Origin of the sequence: Brevibacterium rongguiense (genome assembly GCF_009857845.1) — a bacterium.
GTDB classification, from domain to species: Bacteria; Actinomycetota; Actinomycetes; order Actinomycetales; family Brevibacteriaceae; genus Brevibacterium; species Brevibacterium rongguiense.
This window is the reverse complement of the sequence record NZ_WWEQ01000017.1, coordinates 1-19,067: the sequence shown is the minus strand read 5'-3', so window position 1 is coordinate 19,067 and position 19,067 is coordinate 1. Positions and strand designations below refer to the sequence as shown.

The window sequence follows — 19,067 nt, the reverse complement described above, 5'->3', positions numbered from 1 at the left end:
CACCGCGCATGTCAGAGCCCCTCAGCCCGCTCGACGAGGCGGGAGTCGGCGCAGCCGTCGACGCGGCGCTGGCGGCCTTCGCCGCGGCGCGCACCCTCGACGAGCTCAAGGCCGCGAAGATCGACCACACGGGCGACCGCTCGCCGCTGGCGCTGGCCAACCGGGCGATCGGCGGTCTCGACAAGGCGGACAAGGCGCGCGCGGGCAAGCTCGTCGGCCAGTCGCGCGGGCGCGTGAGCCAGGCCCACGCGGCCCGCCAGGGTGAGCTCGAGGCGCAGCGCGAGGCCGAGGTGCTCGTCGCCGAGGCCATCGACGTCACCCTGCCGAGCCGCCGCCGGCCCGCCGGGCACCGCCACCCGCTCCAGCTGCTCCAGGAGCAGATCGCCGACCACTTCGTCGGCCACGGCTGGGAGGTCGCCGAGGGCCCCGAGGTCGAGAACGAGTGGCTGAACTTCGACTCCCTCAACTTCGGCCCGGACCATCCCGCGCGCCAGATGCAGGACACCTTCTTCGTCGACCCGCCCGCCTCCGGCCTCGTGCTGCGCACCCACACCTCCCCGGTCCAGTCGCGCAGCCTGCTCACGCGCGGCGTGCCGCTCTACGTCGTGTGCCCGGGCAAGACCTTCCGCACCGATGAGCTCGACGCCACCCACACGCCCGTCTTCCACCAGGTGGAGGGCATCGCGATCGACCGGGGCCTGACGATGGCCGACCTCAAGGGCACGCTCGACGCGTTCGCCCGGGCCATGTTCGGCCCCGAGTCGCGCACCCGCCTGCGGCCCAGCTTCTTCCCGTTCACCGAGCCCAGCGCGGAGATGGACTTCTGGTTCCCGCAGAAGGTCGGCGGCCCCGGCTGGATCGAATGGGGCGGCTGCGGCATGGTGCACCCCAATGTGCTGCGCGCCGCCGGGGTCGACCCCGCCGAATACCAGGGCTTCGCGTTCGGCATGGGCATCGAGCGCACCCTCATGCTCAAGGAGGGCATCAACGACATGCACGACATGGTCGAAGGCGATGTCCGCTTCTCCGCCACGTTTGGAGTGATGTCCTGATGCGCGTCCCGCTGGAATGGCTCGGCCAGTACGTCGACCTGTCCCCGTACGCCGGCGACTGGCACCGCCTCGCCGCGGACCTCGCCGGCATCGGCCTGGAGGAGGAGGACTTCTTCGGCCCCGCCGTGACCGGTCCGCTCGTCGTCGCGCGCGTGCTCGCCATGGAGCCGGAGGAGCACTCGAACGGCAAGACCGTCAACTGGTGCCAGCTGGACGTGGGAGAGGACTCGCCCCGCGGTATCGTGTGCGGCGCCCACAACTTCGCCGTCGGCGATCTCGTCGCCGCCGCCCTGCCCGGTTCGGTGCTGCCCGGAGGGTTCGCGATCGCGGCCCGCAAGACCTACGGCCACGTCTCCGACGGCATGATCTGCAGCGCGCGCGAACTCGGCCTGGGCGAGGACCACGACGGCATCATCGTGCTGGCCGACTGGGGCCTGGACGCCTCGCCCGGAGACGATGCGAAGGCGCTGCTCGGACTCGACTCCACCACCCTGGACGTCAACGTCACCCCCGACCGCGGCTACCAGCTGTCCATGCGCGGGATCGGGCGGGAGTACGCGATGCTCACCGGCCAGTCCTTCGCGGACCCCGCCGACGGCGAGGCACTGGCCCCCGCCCCCGACGGCTTCCCCGTCGAGCTCGCAGACACGGCCCCCATCCACGGCACCGCCGGCTGCGATCGCTTCACCGCGCTGCGAGTCAGCGGCGTCGATCCCACCGCCCGCACCCCGTTCTGGATGGCCAAGCGCCTCCTCGACGCCGGCATGCGGCCGATATCCCTGTGCGTCGACGTCACGAACTACGTCATGCTCGAGCTCGGCCAGCCGCTGCACGCCTACGATGCGGCGAAGCTGCGCGAGCCCATCGTCGTGCGCCGTGCCCGGCCCGGGGAGAAGCTCACCACCCTGGACGGCGCCGAGCGCTCCCTCGACCCCGAGGACCTCCTCATCGCGGACGCCGGCGGCGAGCGGATCATCGGCCTCGCCGGCGTCATGGGCGGCGCCGACACGGAGGTCGAGGCGGACACCGACACCGTCATCGTCGAGGCCGCGCACTTCGATCCCATCACCGTGGCCCGCACGAGCCGCCGCCATCGCCTGCCCAGTGAGGCCGCGCGCCGGTTCGAGCGCGGCGTCGACCCCGCACTGGGCCCCGCGGCAGCTCGCCGTTGCGCGCAGCTCATCGCCGACCTCGGCGGCGGTACGATCGGCCCGGCCACCGTCGTCGGCGAGGCGCCCGCGCCGCGCACGATCGAGCTGCCCGTGGCCGCCCCGGCGCGCCGGGTGGGCGTCGCCTACACCCCTGACCAGGTCGTGGCGGCCCTCGAGGCCGTCGGCTGCCGGATCGCGGACAAGGCCGAGGCGGCGGCCCCCGACGCCGTGCTCGCCGTCACCGTCCCCACCTGGCGGCCCGACCTCACGGCAGCCGAGGACCTCATCGAGGAGGTGGCCCGGGTCTGCGGCTACGAGCAGATCCCGTCCCGGCAGCCGCAGGCGCCCGGCGGTGCCGGGCTCAGCCGTGCCCAGCGCGCCCGGCGCACTGTCTCGCAGCTGCTGGCGGCCCTGGGCCTCACCGAGGTGCTGACCTACCCCTTCACCTCCGAGGCGCGCAGCGACGCGCTGCTCATCCCGGCCGACGACCCCCGGCGGGCGAGCCTGCGCCTGGCCAACCCGCTCGCGGAGGACCAGCCCCTGCTGCGCACCTCGCTGCTGCCCACGCTCGTCGACGCTGTGGCGCGCAACACCGGTCGCGGGTTCAAGGACGTCGCGGTCTTCGAGGCGGGTCTCGTCACGCTGCCGGGCGGCGCCCTGCCCGAGGGCCTGACCTTCGAGCCGGGCTACCACCCCACGGAGGACGAGCTCTCCCGGATCTTCGCCTCGGTGCCCGCCCAGCCCTACCATTACGCGGGCGCGATCACCGGCCACTGGGACCTCCCGGGCAGCTGGGGGAGCGGCCGGCGCGCCGAGGCGGCCGACGCCATCGACGTCGTGCGCCGGGCAATCGCCGCACTGGGCCTGCGCGCCGAGGTCGAGGCGGCCGCGCACGCGCCGTTCCACCCCGGCCGGTGTGCGCGGTTCGCGCTCGCCGACGGCTCCACCGCAGGCTACGCCGGCGAGCTGCACCCCAAGGTCCTCGAGAACCTCGGCCTGCCCGCCCGCACGGTGGCGTTCGAGTTCGACCTCGACGTCCTGCTGGCGCAGGCGCCCGAGCGCGACTGGGACGGGGCGCTGTCGGCCTACCCGGTCTCGCGCCAGGACGTGGCGCTGCTCGTCGCCTCCGATGCCCCCGCCGCCGAGGTGGCGCGGGCCCTGCGCGCCGGCGCCGGCGCCGAGCTCGAGGACATCGAGCTCTTCGACGTCTACACGGGCGACCAGGTGGGCGAGGGACAGAAGTCGCTGGCGTTCCGCCTGACGTTCCGCGCCGCCGACCGCACGCTCACCGCCGCTGAGGCCTCGGCGCTGCGCGAGGCGGCCACCGCCGTCGCGGCCGAGCGCTTCGGCGCGACGGTGAGGAGCTGAGCATGGACCACGGGCAGGACCTCGCCGTCATCACCGGTGGTGCGCGCGGCATCGGCCGCCACCTCGCGGACGCCTTCGCCCGGGCCGGCTATGCGGTCCTCCTCACGGCCACCGACGGCCAGCGCGCCTCGGCGGCCGCGGCCGAGCTGGCCGCGGACACGGCCGGGCGGGTGAGCGGCGCCGCGCTCGATGCGGGCGACCCGGCCTCCGTCGCGGCCCTGGCCGCGCGGGTCGACGAGGCGCAGGAGGCCCTGGGCGCGCGGCTGCGGGTGCTCGTCAACAACGCCGGGCGCATCGAGTCCACGGAGGGCCCCGTCTGGGAGGCCGATCCCGCGTCCTTGGCCGCGGTCGTCGCGGCCAATGTGGCCGGCCCGCTGCTGGTCGTCAACGCCCTGGCGCCGCTTCTGCTGGCCACGGCCGAGGCCACCGGCCGGCCCGCGCGCATCATCGACCTCAACTCCGGGTCCGGGGCGCAGGGCACGAACGCCTACGCGGCGTACTCGGCCTCGAAGCTCGCGCTCTTCCGGCTCGCGGACTCCGTCCAGCACTACGGGTTCGACCGCGGCCTGCGGATCTTCGAGCTCAGCCCCGGCGTCATCCGCTCCGACATGACAGGATCGATGCCCGTCCACGCCGAGCGCACCGAGTGGACGGACCCGGCGGAGGTCGCGGCGCTCGCGCTCGCCCTGGCGGGCGGAGAGCTCGACGCGTGGTCCGGCCGCTATGTGCGCGCCGGCCTCGACACACCGGAGTCGCTGGCGCGCCGCGCGGCCGCCGGGCCCCTGCCCGCCGGCCTGCGCCGGGCCACCGTGGAGATGTGACCCGCCGGGCGCGCCCGGTGCGTGCCGTAGGCTGGGCGTGGCCGCGAGCTGAGAAGAGGGAGCCTGCGTGAACCTGCTCTGGACGATCCTGCTGGGCCTCATCAACGCCGTCGTCGTGGGGGTGCTGGTCCGCCGGGTCATCACGGTGGGCACGGGCTGGGTGCGCAACACCGTCGTCTCCCTCGTCATCGGCCTGTCGCTGTGGCCCATCACGCTGCAGGCGTTCTCGATCCTCGGCATCACCGATCACGGCGCCGTGCCCTGGGTGGGCCTGGGCTTCCAGGCGGCGATGGTCTTCCTCCTGCTCTACGGCTGGTTCATCGTCGTCCAGATGTTCGTCCTCCTGGCCATCGAGCTCGTGGTGCCCTCGGGGTCGTTCACGACCGTCGCGCGCTCGGCCAGCCGGCTGCCCACCTGGTACCGGCGGGTCCGGCGGCTCATCCAGATCCAGCGGATCCTGCTGAAGTTCGGGCTGGGCCGCTACCTGCGCCCGCGCCTGCCCTCCCTGCGCCTCAACCGCCGCGAGATCGCGAAGACGACCGCGGAGGCGTTCGCCGCAGCCGGGGTGACGTTCGTCAAGCTCGGCCAATTCATCGCCACCCGCGCGGACATGGTGCCCATCGAGTTCGTCGAGGAGTTCTCCAAGCTGCAGTCCGAGGTGCCCCCGGTGCCGTTCGCCCAGCTCGAGCCCGAGCTCGTGCGCGCGTGGGGCAGGCCCGTCGACGAGGTCTTCGCGGAGTTCGACACGGTCCCGCTGGCCGCCGCCTCCGTCGCCCAGGTCCACCGGGCCGTCATGTTCGACGGCGCCGAGGTGGTGGTCAAGGTCCAGCGGCCCAAGCTGCGCCGGCAGGTGCGCGCGGACTCGGACATCGTGCTCACGCTCGCCCAGCAGGTCGAGCGGCGCGCGGGCTGGGCGCGCAAGGTCGGCATCGTCAAGCTCGCCGCCGCGTTCGTCGACTCCCTGGCCGCGGAGCTCGACTACCGGGGCGAGGCCGCGCAGACGATCGCACTGCGCCGGGCCGACATCGCCCACGACGACTCGCTCGTGCGCATCCCGGAGGTCTACACCGAGCTCTCCGGGCCCACGGTGCTCGTCCTCGAGCGGATCGAGGGCGTGCCGCTCGCCCGGGCGGGCACCCGCCTGGACAGGCTCTCGGCGCTGGCCCGCCGCGACCTCGCCGAGCAGCTGTTCGAGATCGTCGCGCGCCAGGTGCTCACGACCGGGATCTTCCACGCGGACCTGCATGCCGGCAACATCATCATCGACGGGGGCGGCCGCGCCGGCCTCATCGACTTCGGGGCGGTGGGCCGCCTCGACAAGCGCGACCGGCGCGATGTCGCGATCCTCCTCGTCGCCTTCGAGCAGCAGAACTCGCAGGCCGCGACCTCCGCGGTGCTCGACATGCTGGGCGCCCCCGTGGGCGTCGACGTGCGCGAGCTGCAGCGCGATGTCGGGCAGATCATGATGCAGTTCCAGACCGCGCCGGGCGGCTACTCCGCGCTGTTCAGCCAGCTCATCGAGTTCTTCGTCGACCACGGCTTCGCGATGCCCTCGACGATCGCCACCGCGTTCCGCGCCATCAGCACGCTCGAGGGCAGCCTCAAGCTCCTCGACCCCCAGCTCGACCTCCTCGACCTCGTCCGCGCGCACGGGGAGGGGCTCCTCGCGGAGACCCGCAGCATGAGCGGGGCGATCGAGGACGCCAAGCTCTACGCCGCGACGACGGCCCCGCTCTTCGCGGAATTCCCCGCCCGCGTCTCCCGCGTCGTCCAGCACCTCGAGGACGGCACGCTCGACATCGGCACGAGCGGCCTGGGCCTCGACTCCATCAAGGAGCTCGTCCGCTCGCTCGTCGACAGCCTCGTGCAGGTGGTCCTGTCCACCGCGCTCATCCTGGGCGGCGTCGTCATGATGGCCGCAAACTTCGGTCCACAGCTCACGAGCGAGCTCAAGCTCTTCACGTACTTCGGCGGCTGGATCCTGCTGGGCGGCTGCACCCTCGCCGCGATTGTGCTGGCGCCGTCGCTGAAGAACCGGTCGCTGTAGGCGCAGGCGACCGCAGGGATGCGCACCCCAGCGCGCGAGCGCGCAGGGCAGAAGAAGAACACGATGGCCAGGCGCACGGCGGTCAGCACAGCCGCGGGGATCGCGTTCATCGGGGCGAGCGCGCTCCAGTGCGCCAAGCCCGAGGTGTTCAGAGAGCTCGTGCCCGTGGAGTCGCCGGCTGCGGCTCGCCGCATCCAGGCGGCGATGGCGGCCGTGCTCGGCTCAACCGGAATCGCACTGGTCGTGCCCGTGCTGCGCCGCCGCGCCCGGTGGCCGGCCCTCGCCGTCCTCGTGGGCTCGCTGCCCGCAGCGCTCCAGCAGGTCCGGCGCCCCGCTCAGCTCCAGCGCGCGGGCCTGCCGCCCGAACTCGCACCGGTGCGCATCGCCGCCCAGGCGGCGATGATCGCCGTCGTGTGGTACGCGACCGGGGAGCCGGCTCGCACCCCGTCGCCGCGCGCCCGGGAGGGCGCGCGGCGCGGCGAGTGAGGCGAGTGGGCCCTCCCGGCCGATCGGCGCGCCGCCGGCCTCAGACCGTGAGCACGACCTTGCCGGTGGTCTGGCGCCCCTCGAGTGCCCGGTGGGCCTCGGCCGCCTGCGCCAGCGGGAAGGCCGTGCCCACCCGGAAGTCGAGCCAGCCCTGCTCCAGGCCCTCCATGACCATGGCCGAGCGCTCGGCCAGCTCCTCGGGCGTGCGGGTGAACCACACGAGCGAGGGGCGGGAGAGGAAGAGGCCGCCCTCGGAGTTGAGGCGCTGGATGTCGAACGGCGGCACCTGGCCCGAGGCGCCGCCGAAGAGCACCATGGAGCCGCGGACCTTGAGCGAGGCCATGGAAGCATCGAACGTGTCCTTGCCGACGCCGTCGTAGGCGACGTCGACGCCCTCGCCGCCCGTGAGTTCGCGGACCGTCGCCGCGATGTCGACGCCCGGCCCGTAGAGGAACACGTCGTCGGCGCCGGCGGCGCGGGCCAGCTCCGCCTTCTCCGGCGTGGACACCGTGCCGATCACGCGGCCACCCAGGTGCTTGACGAACTGGGTGAGGATGAGGCCCACGCCGCCGGCCGCCGCGTGGATGAGCGCGGTCTGCCCTGGCTCGATCCGGTGCGAACCGGTAGCGAGGTACTGCGAGGTCAGGCCCTGCATGGGGATCGCGGCCGCGGTCTCGAAGCCCACGGAGTCGGGCACGCGCATGAGCTCGTCGGCGCTCACGCACACGAGCTCGGCGTACGAGCCGTGGGCGTTGTGCCAGGCGACCCGGTCGCCCACGGCCACCTGGGTGACGCCCTCGCCCAGGGCCCGGACCACGCCGGAGCCCTCGACGCCCACCGTATGGGGGAACTCCATGGGGTAGACCCCGCTGCGGCGGTAGGTGTCGATGAAGTTGATGCCGGCCGCTCTGACCTCGACGAGCACCTCGCCGGCCTGGGGCTCGGGGTCGGGGACCTCGCGGTACTCGAGGACCTCGGGGCCACCGGCCCTCATCGCCTGGACTGCGTGCATGGGGTGCTCCTGTCCCGCGGGCCTGCCGCGCGCCTCACCGGCAAGGGGGCCGATGTGAATAAAACTCGAGATCTATGTATAGTTATTCAAATGAGTGGGTTCACAGTCGCGGTCTCCGGTGCCACGGGCTATGCAGGGTCGGAGGTGCTGCGGCTCCTCGCCCACCACCCGGAACTCCACGTTACCGCCGTCCTCGGCCACGCGTCCGCCGGTTCCACGATGGGGGAGCACCAGCCCCGCCTCGGCGCCTTCGCCGACATGGTGATCGGGGAGTCCACCGCCCAGAGCCTCGCGGGCCACGACGTCGCCGTCCTCGCCCTGCCCCATGGGGCCTCCGGCCGGATCGCCGCCGAACTCGAGGCCACGAGCCCGCAGACGCTCATCGTCGACCTCGCCGCCGACCACCGGCTCGTCTCCGCGCAGGCGTGGGAGCGCTTCTACGGCAGCGCGCACCCCGGGACCTGGACCTACGGCCTGCCCGAGCTCATGACCGCACAGGGGCGCCAGCGCGAGCGGCTCGCCGCCGCCCGCCGCATCGCCGTGCCGGGCTGCAACGTCACGGCCGTCACCCTCGGCCTCCAGCCGCTCATCGCCGCGGGGCTCATCGACGAAGCGCATCTCACCGTCGTGCTGGCCAACGGCGTCTCCGGGGCCGGCAAGGCGCCCAAGCCCCACCTCATGGCCGCCGAGGTGCTGGGCGGGGCCAGCCCCTACGGCACCGCCGGCACCCACCGGCACGTCCCGGAGATCATCCAGAACCTCAACGCCGTCCTCGGGCGCCCGGCCGACGACAGCGGGGTGAGGATCTCCTTCACCCCCACCCTCGTGCCCATGGCCCGCGGCATCCTCGCGACCATCACCGCTCCGCTGGCGGGCGCTGCGCTCGACGACCACGGGGCCGTGCGCGCCGCCCTGGCCGCGGCGTACGCGAACGAGCCCTTCGTGCGCGTGCTGCCCGAGGGGCAGTGGCCCCACACCGGCGCCACGGTCGGGTCCAACGAGGCGCAGCTCCAGGCCGCCGTCGATCCGGCGGCCGGCACCGCACTCATCAGCGTGGCGCTGGACAACCTCGTCCGCGGCACCGCCGGCCAGGCCCTGCAGTCCGCTCACCTGGCACTCGGCCTGCCCGAGGACCTGTCCCTGCCCACCGAAGGAGTCGCGCCATGAGCACGACCTATCCCCGCGGCTTCACCGCCGCCGCCGCCACTGCCGGGCTCAAGCCCAGCGGCACCCCGGACCTGGCGCTCGTCGTCAATACCGGGCGCAGCGATGCGATCGCGGCCGTCTACACGGCCAACCGCTGCAAGGCCAACCCCGTGCTGTGGAGCGAGCGGGCGACCGCGGACGGCCGCGCCCGCGCCGTCGTCCTCAACTCGGGCGGGGCCAACTGCTACACGGGAGCGTTCGGCTTCCAGACCTCCCACCAGACCGCCGAGGAGACCGCGGAGCTCGTGGGCACCTCGGCCCAGGACGTCGTCGTGTGCTCCACCGGCCTCATCGGCGTGGGCGGCGAGGACTTCCGCGCGAAGATCCTCGCGGCCCTCCCCGGCCTGGCGGCGGACCTGGCAGGGACCCCGACGGCGGGCCAGGCCGCGGCCCGGGCGATCATGACGACGGACACCGTGCCCAAGACGGTGGCGCTCGACGGCCCGGGCTTCCGGATCGGGGGCATGGCCAAGGGCGCCGGTATGCTCGCCCCGGCGCTGGCCACGATGCTCGTCGTGCTCACCACCGACGCGCCGCTGAGCGCCGCGCAGCTCGACGCCGCCCTGCGCGCGGCCACCGCCACGACGTTCGACCGGCTCGACACGGACGGGTGCATGTCCACCAACGACACCGTCGTCCTCCTGTCCTCGGGCGAGGGCGCCGAGGGCGACGGCGCCGCCGTGGACGAGGCGGCCTTCGCCCGCGCTCTCGCCGACGCCTGCGCGGACCTGGCGGGCCAGCTCCACCGCGATGCCGAGGGAGCCCACCACGACATCGCAATCGAGGTCGCGGGGGCGGCCACGGAGGAGGACGCGGTGGCGGTCGCCCGCGCGATCGCCCGGTCCAACCTGTTCAAGGCCGCGATCTTCGGCGAGGACCCTAACTGGGGCCGCGTCGTCGCCCAGGTGGGCACGACCGACGCGCAGTTCGACCCGCAGAACATCGACGTGGCGATCAACGGGGTGCAGGTGTGCCTCGGCTCCGCCCCGCACGCCGACCCCGCCGAGGTCGTCTTTGCCCGCCGGGTGGACGTGCGCGTCGACCTCCACACGGGGGGCGCCGCCGCCACCATCCTCACCTCCGACCTCACCCACGACTACGTCGAAGAGAACAGCGCGTACGCGACATGAGATACAACACGACCGCCGAGCCCCACGAGCCCAGCCCCGCCGAGCGGCTTGCCCGCGCGCAGGCCAAGGCAGAGGTGCTCACTGAGGCGCTGCCCTGGATCAAGGCCTTCGCCGGCGCCACGATCGTCATCAAGTACGGCGGCAACGCGATGGTCTCCCACGAGCTCCAGCAGAGCTTCGCCGATGACATCGCCTTCCTCCGGTTCGCGGGCATTCGGCCCATCGTCGTCCACGGCGGCGGCCCGCAGATCAACGCGATGCTCGAGCGCCTCGGCATCGAGTCCGAATTTCGCGCCGGCCAGCGGGTGACCTCCCCGGAGGCCGCGCAGGTCGCCCGGATGGTCCTCTCCGGCCAGGTCAACCGCGACATCGTCGCCCGGATCAACCAGAACGGCTCGAACGCCGTGGGCCTCTCCGGCGAGGACGCGGACCTCATGCTCGGGGAGCCGCTCACCGTCGAGGACGGCGGCCAGCTGGTCGACCTGGGCCGCGTGGGCCGCATCGTCGAGGTCAACACCTCGGTGCTCGACGAGCTGCTCGACGCCGGCCGCGTCCCGGTCGTCTGCTCGATCGCCGCGGAGCGCCGCGGGGCTCCGGACCAGCCACTCAACGTCAACGCGGACCTGGCCGCGGCGGCCATCGCCCGCCACATGTGCGCGGACAAGCTCATCGTGCTCACCGACGTGCCCGGGGTCTACGCGAACTGGCCGGACCGCGACAGCCTCATCTCCCGGATCTCCCCGGACGAGCTGCGCGCACTCCTGCCCAGCCTGGACTCCGGGATGATCCCCAAGATGACCGCCGCCCTCGAGGCCGTCGACCACGGCGTCACGCAGGCGCACATCATCGACGGCCGCACCGCGCACTCCGTGCTCCTCGAGGTCTTCACCGACCAGGGGATCGGCACGATGGTGCAGGCCCCGGGCGCCCGGCTGCGGACCCACCGCGAGCCCGGCCACGGCGCGGTCGAGGACCACGGCGGGCACGGCGCGGCGGGCGCCTCGGACCCCGCCGCGGAGAGCGCGGCGGCCCGCACCCAGCCCACCGATCCGACCACCGCCCCGCAGGAGGCACCCCATGGCTGAGACCGCTCCCGCCGAGACCTGGCGGACCGCCCACGAAGCAGCGCTGCTGCCCGCACTCGGCCGCCCGCAGCGCCTGCTCACCCACGGCAGTGGTGCCCGCGTGTGGGACGCCGAGGGCCGCGAATACCTCGACCTGCTCGCCGGGATCGCGGTCAACGCGCTCGGGCACGCCCACCCGGACTACGTGCGCGCCGTGAGCGAGCAGGCCGCCACGCTCGGCCAGATCTCGAACTACTTCGCCTCGGAGCCCCAGATCGCGCTGGCCAGCCGGCTGCTCGCCCTCGCCGAGGCGCCCGCCGGCTCCGCGGTCTACTTCTGCAATTCCGGGGCCGAGGCCAACGAGGCCGCGCTCAAGATGGCCCGGCGCGTGCCCGCCGGCCCCGGCGGCGCGCCGCGCACCACCATCGTCGCCGTCGAGGGCTCGTTCCACGGCCGCACCATGGGCGCGCTCGCCATGACCTCGAAGGAGGCGTTCCGGGCGCCGTTCGAGCCCGGCGTGCCCGGCATCCGGTTCGTCCCATTCGGCGACGAGGCGGCGCTGCGGGCCGCGGTGGACGAGACGTGCCAGGCCGTCATCGTCGAGCCCATCCAGGGCGAGGGCGGTGTGCGCAACCACCCCGCCGGCTATCTGCGGGCCGCCCGCGAGGCCACGCGGGAGGCGGGCGCCCTGCTCGTGCTCGACGAGGTCCAGACCGGCATCGGCCGCTGCGGTGCCTGGTTCGCCTTCCAGCGCCCGGACATCGGCGAGGGGATCGTCCCGGATGTCGTGACGCTGGCCAAGGGGCTGGGCGGGGGCCTGCCGATCGGCGCGACGATCCCGTTCGGCTCCAGCGCCGCACACCTCCTGCAGCCGGGCCAGCACGGCTCGACGTTCGCCGGCAACCCCATCGTCACCGCCGCGGCCGGGGCCGTGCTCGACGTCATCGAGCGCGACGGGCTCGTCGCCGCGGCCCAGGACCTGGGGGAGCGGCTCGCCTCGGCCCTCATGAAGGCCGACGGCGTGACCGCCGTGTCCGGCGCGGGCCTGCTGCGCGCGTTCGAGCTGCCGGAGCTCGACTCGCACGACGTCGTGGCCGCGGCGCTGGAGGCGGGCTTCATCTGCAACGCCGTGAGCGCGCACCGCGTCCGGCTCGCCCCGCCGCTCATCGTGAGCGCCGAGCAGCTCGACGCGTTCACCGCCGCCCTGCCGGACATCATTGCCGCAGCCGCCCGGCGGGTGAAGGACAAGGAGAAGGAGAAGGAGGCCGCAGCATGACCCGTCACTTCCTGCGCGACGACGACCTGAGCCCGGACGAGCAGGCCGAGGTGCTCGACCTGGCCGCCCGCCTCAAGGCCGCGCCGTACTCCGCGCGCCCGTTCGAGGGCCCGGAGACCGTCGCGATCGTCTTCGACAAGACCTCGACCCGCACCCGCGTGTCCTTTGCCGCGGGCGTCGCGGAGCTGGGCGGCAGCCCGCTCATCATCAACCCCGGCGAGTCGCAGCTGGGCCACAAGGAGTCGATTGCGGACTCCGCCCAGGTGCTCAGCCGCATGGTCGCGACGATCGCGTGGCGGACCTATGCGCAGGCGGGCCTTGAGGAGATGGCCGCCCACGCGACGATCCCCATCATCAACGCGCTCTCCGATGACTTCCACCCCTGCCAGCTCCTCGCCGACCTGCTCACGATCCGCGAGCACCGCGGCACCGGGCAGGGCAACGGGCTGGCCGGGCTGGCGCTGAGCTACTTCGGCGACGGAGCGAACAACATGGCCCACTCCTACCTGCTGGCCGGCGCCACCGCCGGCATGGACGTGCGCATTGCGGCCCCGGACGGTCACCAGCCGGAGCCGCAGGTGCTCGCCCGCGCCCAGGAGATCGCCGCGGCCACCGGCGGCTCGGCCGCCGTGACCGCGGACCCGGTGCGGGCCGCGCAGGGCGCAGACGTCCTCGTGACGGACACGTGGGTCTCGATGGGCCAGGACCACGCGGGCCGCGACGACGCCGCCTCGCCGTTCACCGCCTACCAGGTGACCGAGGAGCTCATGGCCGCCGGCCGCGACCCGATCTTCCTCCACTGCCTGCCCGCCTACCGCGGAAAGGAGGTCGCAGCCACGGTCATCGACGGCCCCCGCTCCGTCGTCTTCGACGAGGCGGAGAACCGCGTGCACGCCCAGAAGGCGCTCATGACGTGGCTGCGGGAGCGATCATGAGCGCGGCCGCGCCCCAGCGCGGCTGCGAGAGCCCCGCGACGAAGACCGCCCGCCAGCAGCTGCTCGCGGACATCATCCGGCGCAACCGGGTCCATTCGCAGTCCGAGCTCGTCGACCGGCTCGCGCAGGCCGGCGTGACCGTGACGCAGGCAACCCTGTCGCGCGATCTCGTCGAGCTCGCCGCCGTCAAGGTGCGCACCGCGGACGGCTCGGTCTACGCTGTTCCGGGCGAGGGCGGGGACCGCACGCCCCAGCAGGGCATGGGGGCCGAGGTCCTCGACGCCCGCCTCCACCGTCTTCTCGAGGAGCTGCTCGTCTCCGCGGTGGCCTCCGGGAACTTCGTCGTGCTGCGCACCCCGCCGGGGGCCGCGCAGTACCTCGCGTCCTCGCTCGACCACTCGTCGCTGCCCGCGGTCATGGGCACGATCGCCGGGGACGACACCGTCCTCATCATCGCGGTCGACGAGGAGGGCGGCGCGAAGCTCGCGGAGACCCTCATCGAACTCGCCACCGGACGCGGCTGACCCGCCCGCGACTGAACCGCCGGACGCAGCTCAGGCGCCGCACACCCCACGATTTCCCACGCACGGACGAAGGAGAAGAACCACCATGACAGAACGCATCGTGCTCGCCTACTCGGGCGGACTCGACACCTCCGTGGCCATCGGCTGGATCCAGGAGGCCACCGGGGCCGAGGTCGTCGCCATGGCCGTCGACGTCGGCCAGGGCGGGGAGGACCTCGAGACGATCCGCCAGCGCGCGCTCGACTGCGGCGCCGTGGAGGCCTACGTCGCCGATGCCCGCGATGAGTTCGCCGAGGAGTACTGCATGCGCGGGCTCAAGGCCAACACGCTTTACATGGACGCCTACCCCAACGTCTCCGCCCTCTCCCGCCCGCTCATCGCCAAGCACCTCGTGGCCGCGGCCCGCCAGTACGGCGCGGGCACGGTGGCGCACGGCTGCACCGGCAAGGGCAACGACCAGGTCCGCTTCGAGGTCGCGATCACGTCGCTCGCCCCGGACCTCACGTGCATCGCCCCTGTGCGGGACCTGGCGCTGACCCGCGAGGCGGCCATCGAGTACGCCCAGCGCAACGACCTGCCCATCGTCACGACGAAGAACAACCCGTTCTCCATCGACCAGAATGTCTGGGGCCGCGCCGTGGAGACCGGCTTCCTCGAGGACATCTGGAACGGCCCCACGAAGGACGTCTACGACTACACCGACGATCCGGAGTTCCCCCCGCCGGCCGACGAGGTGACGATCGCGTTCGCGCGCGGCATCCCCGTCGCGATCGACGGCGCCCCCGTCACCCCCCTGCAGGCCATCGAGCAGCTCAACCAGCGCGCCGGCGCCCAGGGGATCGGGCGCATCGACATCGTCGAGGACCGGCTCGTGGGCATCAAGAGCCGCGAGGTCTACGAGGCGCCGGGCGCCATGGCGCTCATCGCCGCGCACCGGGAGCTGGAGAACATCACGCTCGAGCGCGAGCAGGCCCGCTTCAAGAAGCTCGTCGACCAGCGCTGGACCGAGCTCGTCTACGACGGCCAGTGGTACTCCGAGCTCAAGGACTCCCTCGACGCGTTCATCGACGACAGCCAGGAGCACGTCTCCGGTGAGATCCGCATGACGCTGCACGGTGGGCGGGCCACCGTCACCGGGCGCCGCTCGGATGACTCGCTGTACGATTTCAACCTCGCGACCTACGACGAGGGCCAGTCGTTCGACCAGTCGGCCGCCCGCGGCTTCATCGACATCTACGGGCTGTCCTCGAAGCAGGCCACGGCGCGCAACCAGCGCCGCGGCTGAGCCGCGCCCGAGGCGCGGGCCTGGCAGACCCGGCCCGCGCCTCGGCGGCACAGGCGGGCGCTGCCAGGCGGCAGAGCCCGCCTGGCCGCACGCGCACCCAGCGTTCCGCGCGCGGAGGCATCCGCGCACACAGCAGTCCGAGCACCCAGCAGTCCGAGCACCCGCGTTCCGCGAACCCAAGGAGAGCCCCGTGTCCGATCGCATCAGCCTGTGGGGCGGCCGCTTCGCCGACGGCCCCGACGACGCGCTCGCCCAGCTGTCGAAGTCCACGGACTTCGACTGGCGCTTCGCCCGCTACGACATCGCGGGCTCGCGCGCCCACGCCCGCGTGCTGCACACCGCGGGGCTGCTCGACGACGCGGAGCTGGCCGGGATGCTCACGGCGCTCAACACGCTCGAGGACCGGGTGGTGAGCGGGGCGTTCACCGCCGCGCAGGCCGATGAGGACGTCCACTCGGCGCTCGAGCGGGGGCTGCTCGAGATCGCCGGTGCGGACCTGGGCGGCAAGCTGCGCGCGGGCCGCTCGCGCAACGACCAGATCGCGACGCTGGGCCGCATGTACCTGCGCGACGCCGCGCGCACGCTCGCCGGCGGCGTCCTCGATGCCGTCGATGCGTTCATCGACCAGGCCGAGGCGCACCGGGACGTGCCCATGCCCGGGCGCACCCACCTCCAGCACGCCCAGCCGGTGCTGCTGGCCCACCACCTCCTCGCCCACGCGTGGCCGCTCATGCGCGACGTCGAGCGCCTCGTCGACTTCGACCGCCGCGCGGCGCTCTCGCCCTACGGGTCCGGGGCGCTCGCCGGCTCCTCGCTCGGCCTGGACCCGGAGGCCGTGGCCGCGGAGCTCGGGTTCGCCGGCGCGGTGGAGAACTCGATCGACGGCACGGCCTCGCGCGATGTGTTCGCGGAGTTCCTCTTCGTGGCGGCGATGATCGGCATCGACCTCTCCCGCCCCAGCGAGGAGATCATCGTCTGGGCGACGAACGAGTTCTCCTTCGCCGTCCTGGACGACCGCTTCTCCACCGGCTCGTCGATCATGCCGCAGAAGAAGAATCCGGACGTCGCGGAGCTCACCCGCGGCAAGTCCGGCCGGATCATCGGCGACCTGGCGGGCCTGCTCGCCACCCTCAAGGGCCTGCCGCTGGCCTACAACCGGGACCTCCAGGAGGACAAGGAGCCCGTCTTCGACGCGGTCGACACGCTCACGCTCCTGCTGCCCGCCTTCACCGGCATGGTCGCCACGCTGCGCTTCCACACGGAGAAGATGGAGCACCTGGCCCCGCGCGGCTTCGCGCTGGCCACCGACGTCGCCGAGTGGCTCGTGCGCCAGGGCGTGCCCTTCCGCGTCGCCCACGAGCTCTCCGGGGAGGCCGTCCAGCTCGCCGAATCCCGCGGGGTCGAGCTGTGGGACCTGAGCGATGAGGACTACGCCGGCATCTCCGAGCACTTCACCCCGGCCATGCGGGAGGTGCTCACCACCCGCGGGTCCATCGACTCGCGCAGCGCCAAGGGCGGCACCGCCCGCTCCGCCGTGGACGCGCAGCTCGAGCGGGCGCGCGCCGAGTCCGCGCGGCTGCGCGCGTTCGCGGATGCGCCGGTGCGCTCGGCGGACTCTGACGCGCCGGTGGGCTCGGAGGACTGAGCCGGCAGGGCCTGCACCGCACCCGAGGCGCCGGCGAGGTCGGCCGCGCCCGCGCCTCGGTCGCCGATGAGGGCGCGGGCCGCCCGCGCCTCGGGCGCCGGTGAGAGCGCGGGCTGCGCCCCGCTAGGATGGGCGCGGGCGCGCGCCCGGCCCGTGCCCCGCAGCCGCGGGGACAGCGGGCGCATCCTCACCAGCGCAGTTTCGAAAGGCAGACCGTGACGGACATCCTCGGCGACCTCCAGGCCCGCGACATCGTCGCGCAGACCACGGACGAGGACGCGCTGCGCCGCGACCTCGACGCGGGGCCGCTGACGTTCTATGTGGGCTTCGACCCCACGGCGCCCAGCCTGCACATGGGCAACCTCGTCCAGCTCCTCGTGGCGCGCCGCCTCCAGCGGGCCGGCCACAACCCGCTCGCGCTCGTGGGCGGTGCGACGGGCCTCATCGGGGACCCGCGGATGAGCAGCGAGCGCAACCTCAACTCCCGCGAGGTCGTCGCGGAATGGGTGGGGCGCATCCGCGGCCAGGTGGAGAAGTTCCTCGACTTCGACGGCCCGCACGCGGCCCGCATGGTCAACAACCTCGACTGGACCGGCGGGGTCTCCGCGATCGACTTCCTGCGCGACATCGGCAAGCACTTCCCCGTCAACCGGATGCTCGCGAAGGAGGCCGTCTCCGCCCGCCTGAACTCCGAGTCGGGCATCTCGTTCACCGAGTTCAGCTACCAGATCCTCCAGGGCAACGACTACCTCGAGCTCTACCGCCGCTACGGCTGCACGCTGCAGACCGGCGGCTCGGACCAGTGGGGCAACCTCACCTCCGGCACGGACCTCATCCGCCGCGTGGAGCAGGGCCACGTGCACGCGCTGTCCACGCGCCTCATCACGAAAGCCGACGGCACGAAGTTCGGCAAGACGGAGTCCGGCACTGTGTGGTTGGACTCCGCGCTGACCTCGCCGTACGCGTTCAGCCAGTTCTGGCTCAATGCCGCCGATGCGGATGCCCCGGGCTACCTGCGGGTGTTCTCCCTGCGCCCGCTGGAGGAGATCGAGCAGCTCATCGCCGCCTTCCGCGCGGCACCCCACACGCGCCTCGTGCAGAAGGCGCTGGCCGAGGAGGTCACCGCGCTCGTCCACGGGCCCGAGGCGACCGCGCAGGCCTTCGCCGCGGCCGATGCGCTCTTCGGCACGGGCGATCTCGCGGCGCTGGAGCCGGCGACGCTCTCTGCGGCCGTCGACTCGCTGCCCACCGCTCGGCTGCCGCGCTCGGCGCTCACGGCAGGGATCCCCGTGCTCGACGCCTTCGTCGAGGCCTTCGCGGGCTCCGGCAGCCTCAAGTCCAAGGGCGAAGTCCGCCAGGCCATCAAGCAGGGCGGGGCGTACATCAACAACGCGAAGGTCGACTCGGATGCCGCTGTCATCGACGCGCAGCGGGTCCTCGACGCGGGGGAGTCCGCCGTGGCGGTGCTGCGCCGCGGGAAGAAGACCCTGGCCGCGCTGCGGTTCGCGTGAGGCCGCACGGGGCCGATCCCCGGTCCGATTTGCACGCGCCCCGCACGAGGGGGTAGATTCGTCTCTCGCCGCTGCGGACGGGAAACCGAACGCGGCGGCGGGATTTCGATCGGGCTCATGACACTTCTTCGGAGTGTGTGGTGAGGGTCACGGCGGAGCGGCTTGCTTCGCAGTGAGGATCGGGTCTAAGCTAGGTGATTGTTCGCCTCGAGCAGCGCGACCGGCCCGCACGGGTCCGGTGGAGCGGAAGTCGGGGCACCCGGCATCCTTCTGTGGGTCTCGCACGCCGTGTGGGGCTCGGGTTGGTGTGCCTGTTCTTTGAGAACTCAATAGCGTATTCGTACATACAAGTCTTTCTGCGATGCCAGTATTTTTGTTGTATTGGCTGGCAGAAGTATTTAGTTATTTGATTGACGTAACGGACACCCGGCTGCCTGCCCTTTGTGGTGGGTTGGTGGGGTGTTGTTCTTGTCAGTGATTCTTTTGTCGGCTGGGGTCTTTTTTGGCTCGCACATTTTTTTGTGGAGAGTTTGATCCTGGCTCAGGACGAACGC

Annotated in this window: 15 protein-coding genes; 14 read left to right on the top strand and 1 reads right to left on the bottom strand. The window is 72.8% G+C overall.

Annotated features, from left to right (window positions below; all coding sequences use genetic code 11):
* Positions 1-8 precede the first annotated feature (8 nt).
* The 5 genes from pheS (at position 9) to GSY69_RS05600 (ending at position 6,925) form a co-directional block, all read left to right on the top strand.
* Complete coding sequence (pheS, locus tag GSY69_RS05620) at positions 9-1,052, top strand: phenylalanine--tRNA ligase subunit alpha (protein ID WP_160952897.1); 1,044 nt, start codon at positions 9-11, stop codon at positions 1,050-1,052.
* Positions 1,052-3,571, top strand: coding sequence for a phenylalanine--tRNA ligase subunit beta (gene pheT / locus GSY69_RS05615; RefSeq protein ID WP_160952896.1), 2,520 nt, complete (start codon positions 1,052-1,054; stop codon positions 3,569-3,571). Before pheS ends, pheT begins: the two co-directional genes overlap by 1 nt.
* Positions 3,572-3,573: 2 nt before the next feature.
* Entirely contained in the window at positions 3,574-4,392 is an 819-nt protein-coding gene (locus tag GSY69_RS05610; protein ID WP_160952895.1) for an SDR family NAD(P)-dependent oxidoreductase, read from the top strand.
* A 67-nt stretch (positions 4,393-4,459) separates the two neighbouring features.
* Positions 4,460-6,439, top strand: coding sequence for an ABC1 kinase family protein (locus tag GSY69_RS05605; protein WP_160952894.1), 1,980 nt, complete (start codon positions 4,460-4,462; stop codon positions 6,437-6,439).
* A 63-nt stretch (positions 6,440-6,502) separates the two neighbouring features.
* Complete coding sequence (locus tag GSY69_RS05600) at positions 6,503-6,925, top strand: hypothetical protein (protein ID WP_160952893.1); 423 nt, start codon at positions 6,503-6,505, stop codon at positions 6,923-6,925.
* A 40-nt stretch (positions 6,926-6,965) separates the two neighbouring features.
* Here the strand turns inward: GSY69_RS05600 and GSY69_RS05595 are convergent, their stop codons facing one another.
* Positions 6,966-7,937 (bottom strand): quinone oxidoreductase family protein, encoded by a 972-nt coding sequence (locus tag GSY69_RS05595; RefSeq protein WP_160952892.1) that lies wholly within the window; start codon positions 7,935-7,937, stop codon positions 6,966-6,968.
* Between the two features lie 90 nt (positions 7,938-8,027).
* Between GSY69_RS05595 and argC the strand changes: the two genes are divergently transcribed.
* The 9 genes from argC (at position 8,028) to tyrS (ending at position 18,513) form a co-directional block, all read left to right on the top strand.
* Positions 8,028-9,104 (top strand): N-acetyl-gamma-glutamyl-phosphate reductase, encoded by a 1,077-nt coding sequence (gene argC / locus GSY69_RS05590; RefSeq protein WP_160952891.1) that lies wholly within the window; start codon positions 8,028-8,030, stop codon positions 9,102-9,104.
* On the top strand, positions 9,101-10,273 hold the full coding sequence (argJ, locus tag GSY69_RS05585; RefSeq protein ID WP_160952890.1) for a bifunctional glutamate N-acetyltransferase/amino-acid acetyltransferase ArgJ: 1,173 nt from the start codon (positions 9,101-9,103) through the stop codon (positions 10,271-10,273). Before argC ends, argJ begins: the two co-directional genes overlap by 4 nt.
* Complete coding sequence (argB, locus tag GSY69_RS05580) at positions 10,270-11,358, top strand: acetylglutamate kinase (protein ID WP_160952889.1); 1,089 nt, start codon at positions 10,270-10,272, stop codon at positions 11,356-11,358. Before argJ ends, argB begins: the two co-directional genes overlap by 4 nt.
* The gene (locus GSY69_RS05575; protein WP_160952888.1) at positions 11,351-12,613 is read left to right on the top strand and encodes an acetylornithine transaminase; all 1,263 of its coding nucleotides are present in this window, start codon (positions 11,351-11,353) and stop codon (positions 12,611-12,613) included. Before argB ends, GSY69_RS05575 begins: the two co-directional genes overlap by 8 nt.
* The gene (gene argF / locus GSY69_RS05570; protein ID WP_160952887.1) at positions 12,610-13,548 is read left to right on the top strand and encodes an ornithine carbamoyltransferase; all 939 of its coding nucleotides are present in this window, start codon (positions 12,610-12,612) and stop codon (positions 13,546-13,548) included. The genes GSY69_RS05575 and argF overlap by 4 nt, the downstream gene beginning before the upstream one ends.
* Positions 13,545-14,072 carry an arginine repressor gene (locus tag GSY69_RS05565; RefSeq protein WP_160952928.1) on the top strand — a complete coding sequence of 176 codons (528 nt, stop codon included), beginning with the start codon at positions 13,545-13,547 and terminating at the stop codon, positions 14,070-14,072. Before argF ends, GSY69_RS05565 begins: the two co-directional genes overlap by 4 nt.
* Positions 14,073-14,157: 85 nt before the next feature.
* Positions 14,158-15,357: an argininosuccinate synthase gene (locus tag GSY69_RS05560; protein WP_160952886.1), complete on the top strand. Its 1,200-nt coding sequence runs from the start codon at positions 14,158-14,160 to the stop codon at positions 15,355-15,357.
* Between the two features lie 190 nt (positions 15,358-15,547).
* Entirely contained in the window at positions 15,548-17,002 is a 1,455-nt protein-coding gene (gene argH / locus GSY69_RS05555; RefSeq protein ID WP_160952885.1) for an argininosuccinate lyase, read from the top strand.
* Positions 17,003-17,217: 215 nt separating this feature from the next.
* On the top strand, positions 17,218-18,513 hold the full coding sequence (gene tyrS, locus GSY69_RS05550; RefSeq protein ID WP_160952884.1) for a tyrosine--tRNA ligase: 1,296 nt from the start codon (positions 17,218-17,220) through the stop codon (positions 18,511-18,513).
* The last annotated feature ends 554 nt before the right edge of the window (positions 18,514-19,067 follow it).

Excerpts from the sequence above, each read along its gene's own strand:
- pheS (WP_160952897.1), top strand. The coding sequence starts at position 9 with ATGTCAGAGCCCCTCAGCCCGCTCGACGAGGCGGGAGTCGGCGCAGCC.
- pheT (WP_160952896.1), top strand. The coding sequence starts at position 1,052 with ATGCGCGTCCCGCTGGAATGGCTCGGCCAGTACGTCGACCTGTCCCCG.
- GSY69_RS05610 (WP_160952895.1), top strand. The coding sequence starts at position 3,574 with ATGGACCACGGGCAGGACCTCGCCGTCATCACCGGTGGTGCGCGCGGC.
- GSY69_RS05600 (WP_160952893.1), top strand. The coding sequence starts at position 6,503 with ATGGCCAGGCGCACGGCGGTCAGCACAGCCGCGGGGATCGCGTTCATC.
- GSY69_RS05595 (WP_160952892.1), bottom strand. The coding sequence starts at position 7,937 with ATGCACGCAGTCCAGGCGATGAGGGCCGGTGGCCCCGAGGTCCTCGAG.
- argC (WP_160952891.1), top strand. The coding sequence starts at position 8,028 with ATGAGTGGGTTCACAGTCGCGGTCTCCGGTGCCACGGGCTATGCAGGG.
- argJ (WP_160952890.1), top strand. The coding sequence starts at position 9,101 with ATGAGCACGACCTATCCCCGCGGCTTCACCGCCGCCGCCGCCACTGCC.
- argB (WP_160952889.1), top strand. The coding sequence starts at position 10,270 with ATGAGATACAACACGACCGCCGAGCCCCACGAGCCCAGCCCCGCCGAG.
- GSY69_RS05575 (WP_160952888.1), top strand. The coding sequence starts at position 11,351 with ATGGCTGAGACCGCTCCCGCCGAGACCTGGCGGACCGCCCACGAAGCA.
- argF (WP_160952887.1), top strand. The coding sequence starts at position 12,610 with ATGACCCGTCACTTCCTGCGCGACGACGACCTGAGCCCGGACGAGCAG.
- GSY69_RS05565 (WP_160952928.1), top strand. The coding sequence starts at position 13,545 with ATGAGCGCGGCCGCGCCCCAGCGCGGCTGCGAGAGCCCCGCGACGAAG.
- GSY69_RS05560 (WP_160952886.1), top strand. The coding sequence starts at position 14,158 with ATGACAGAACGCATCGTGCTCGCCTACTCGGGCGGACTCGACACCTCC.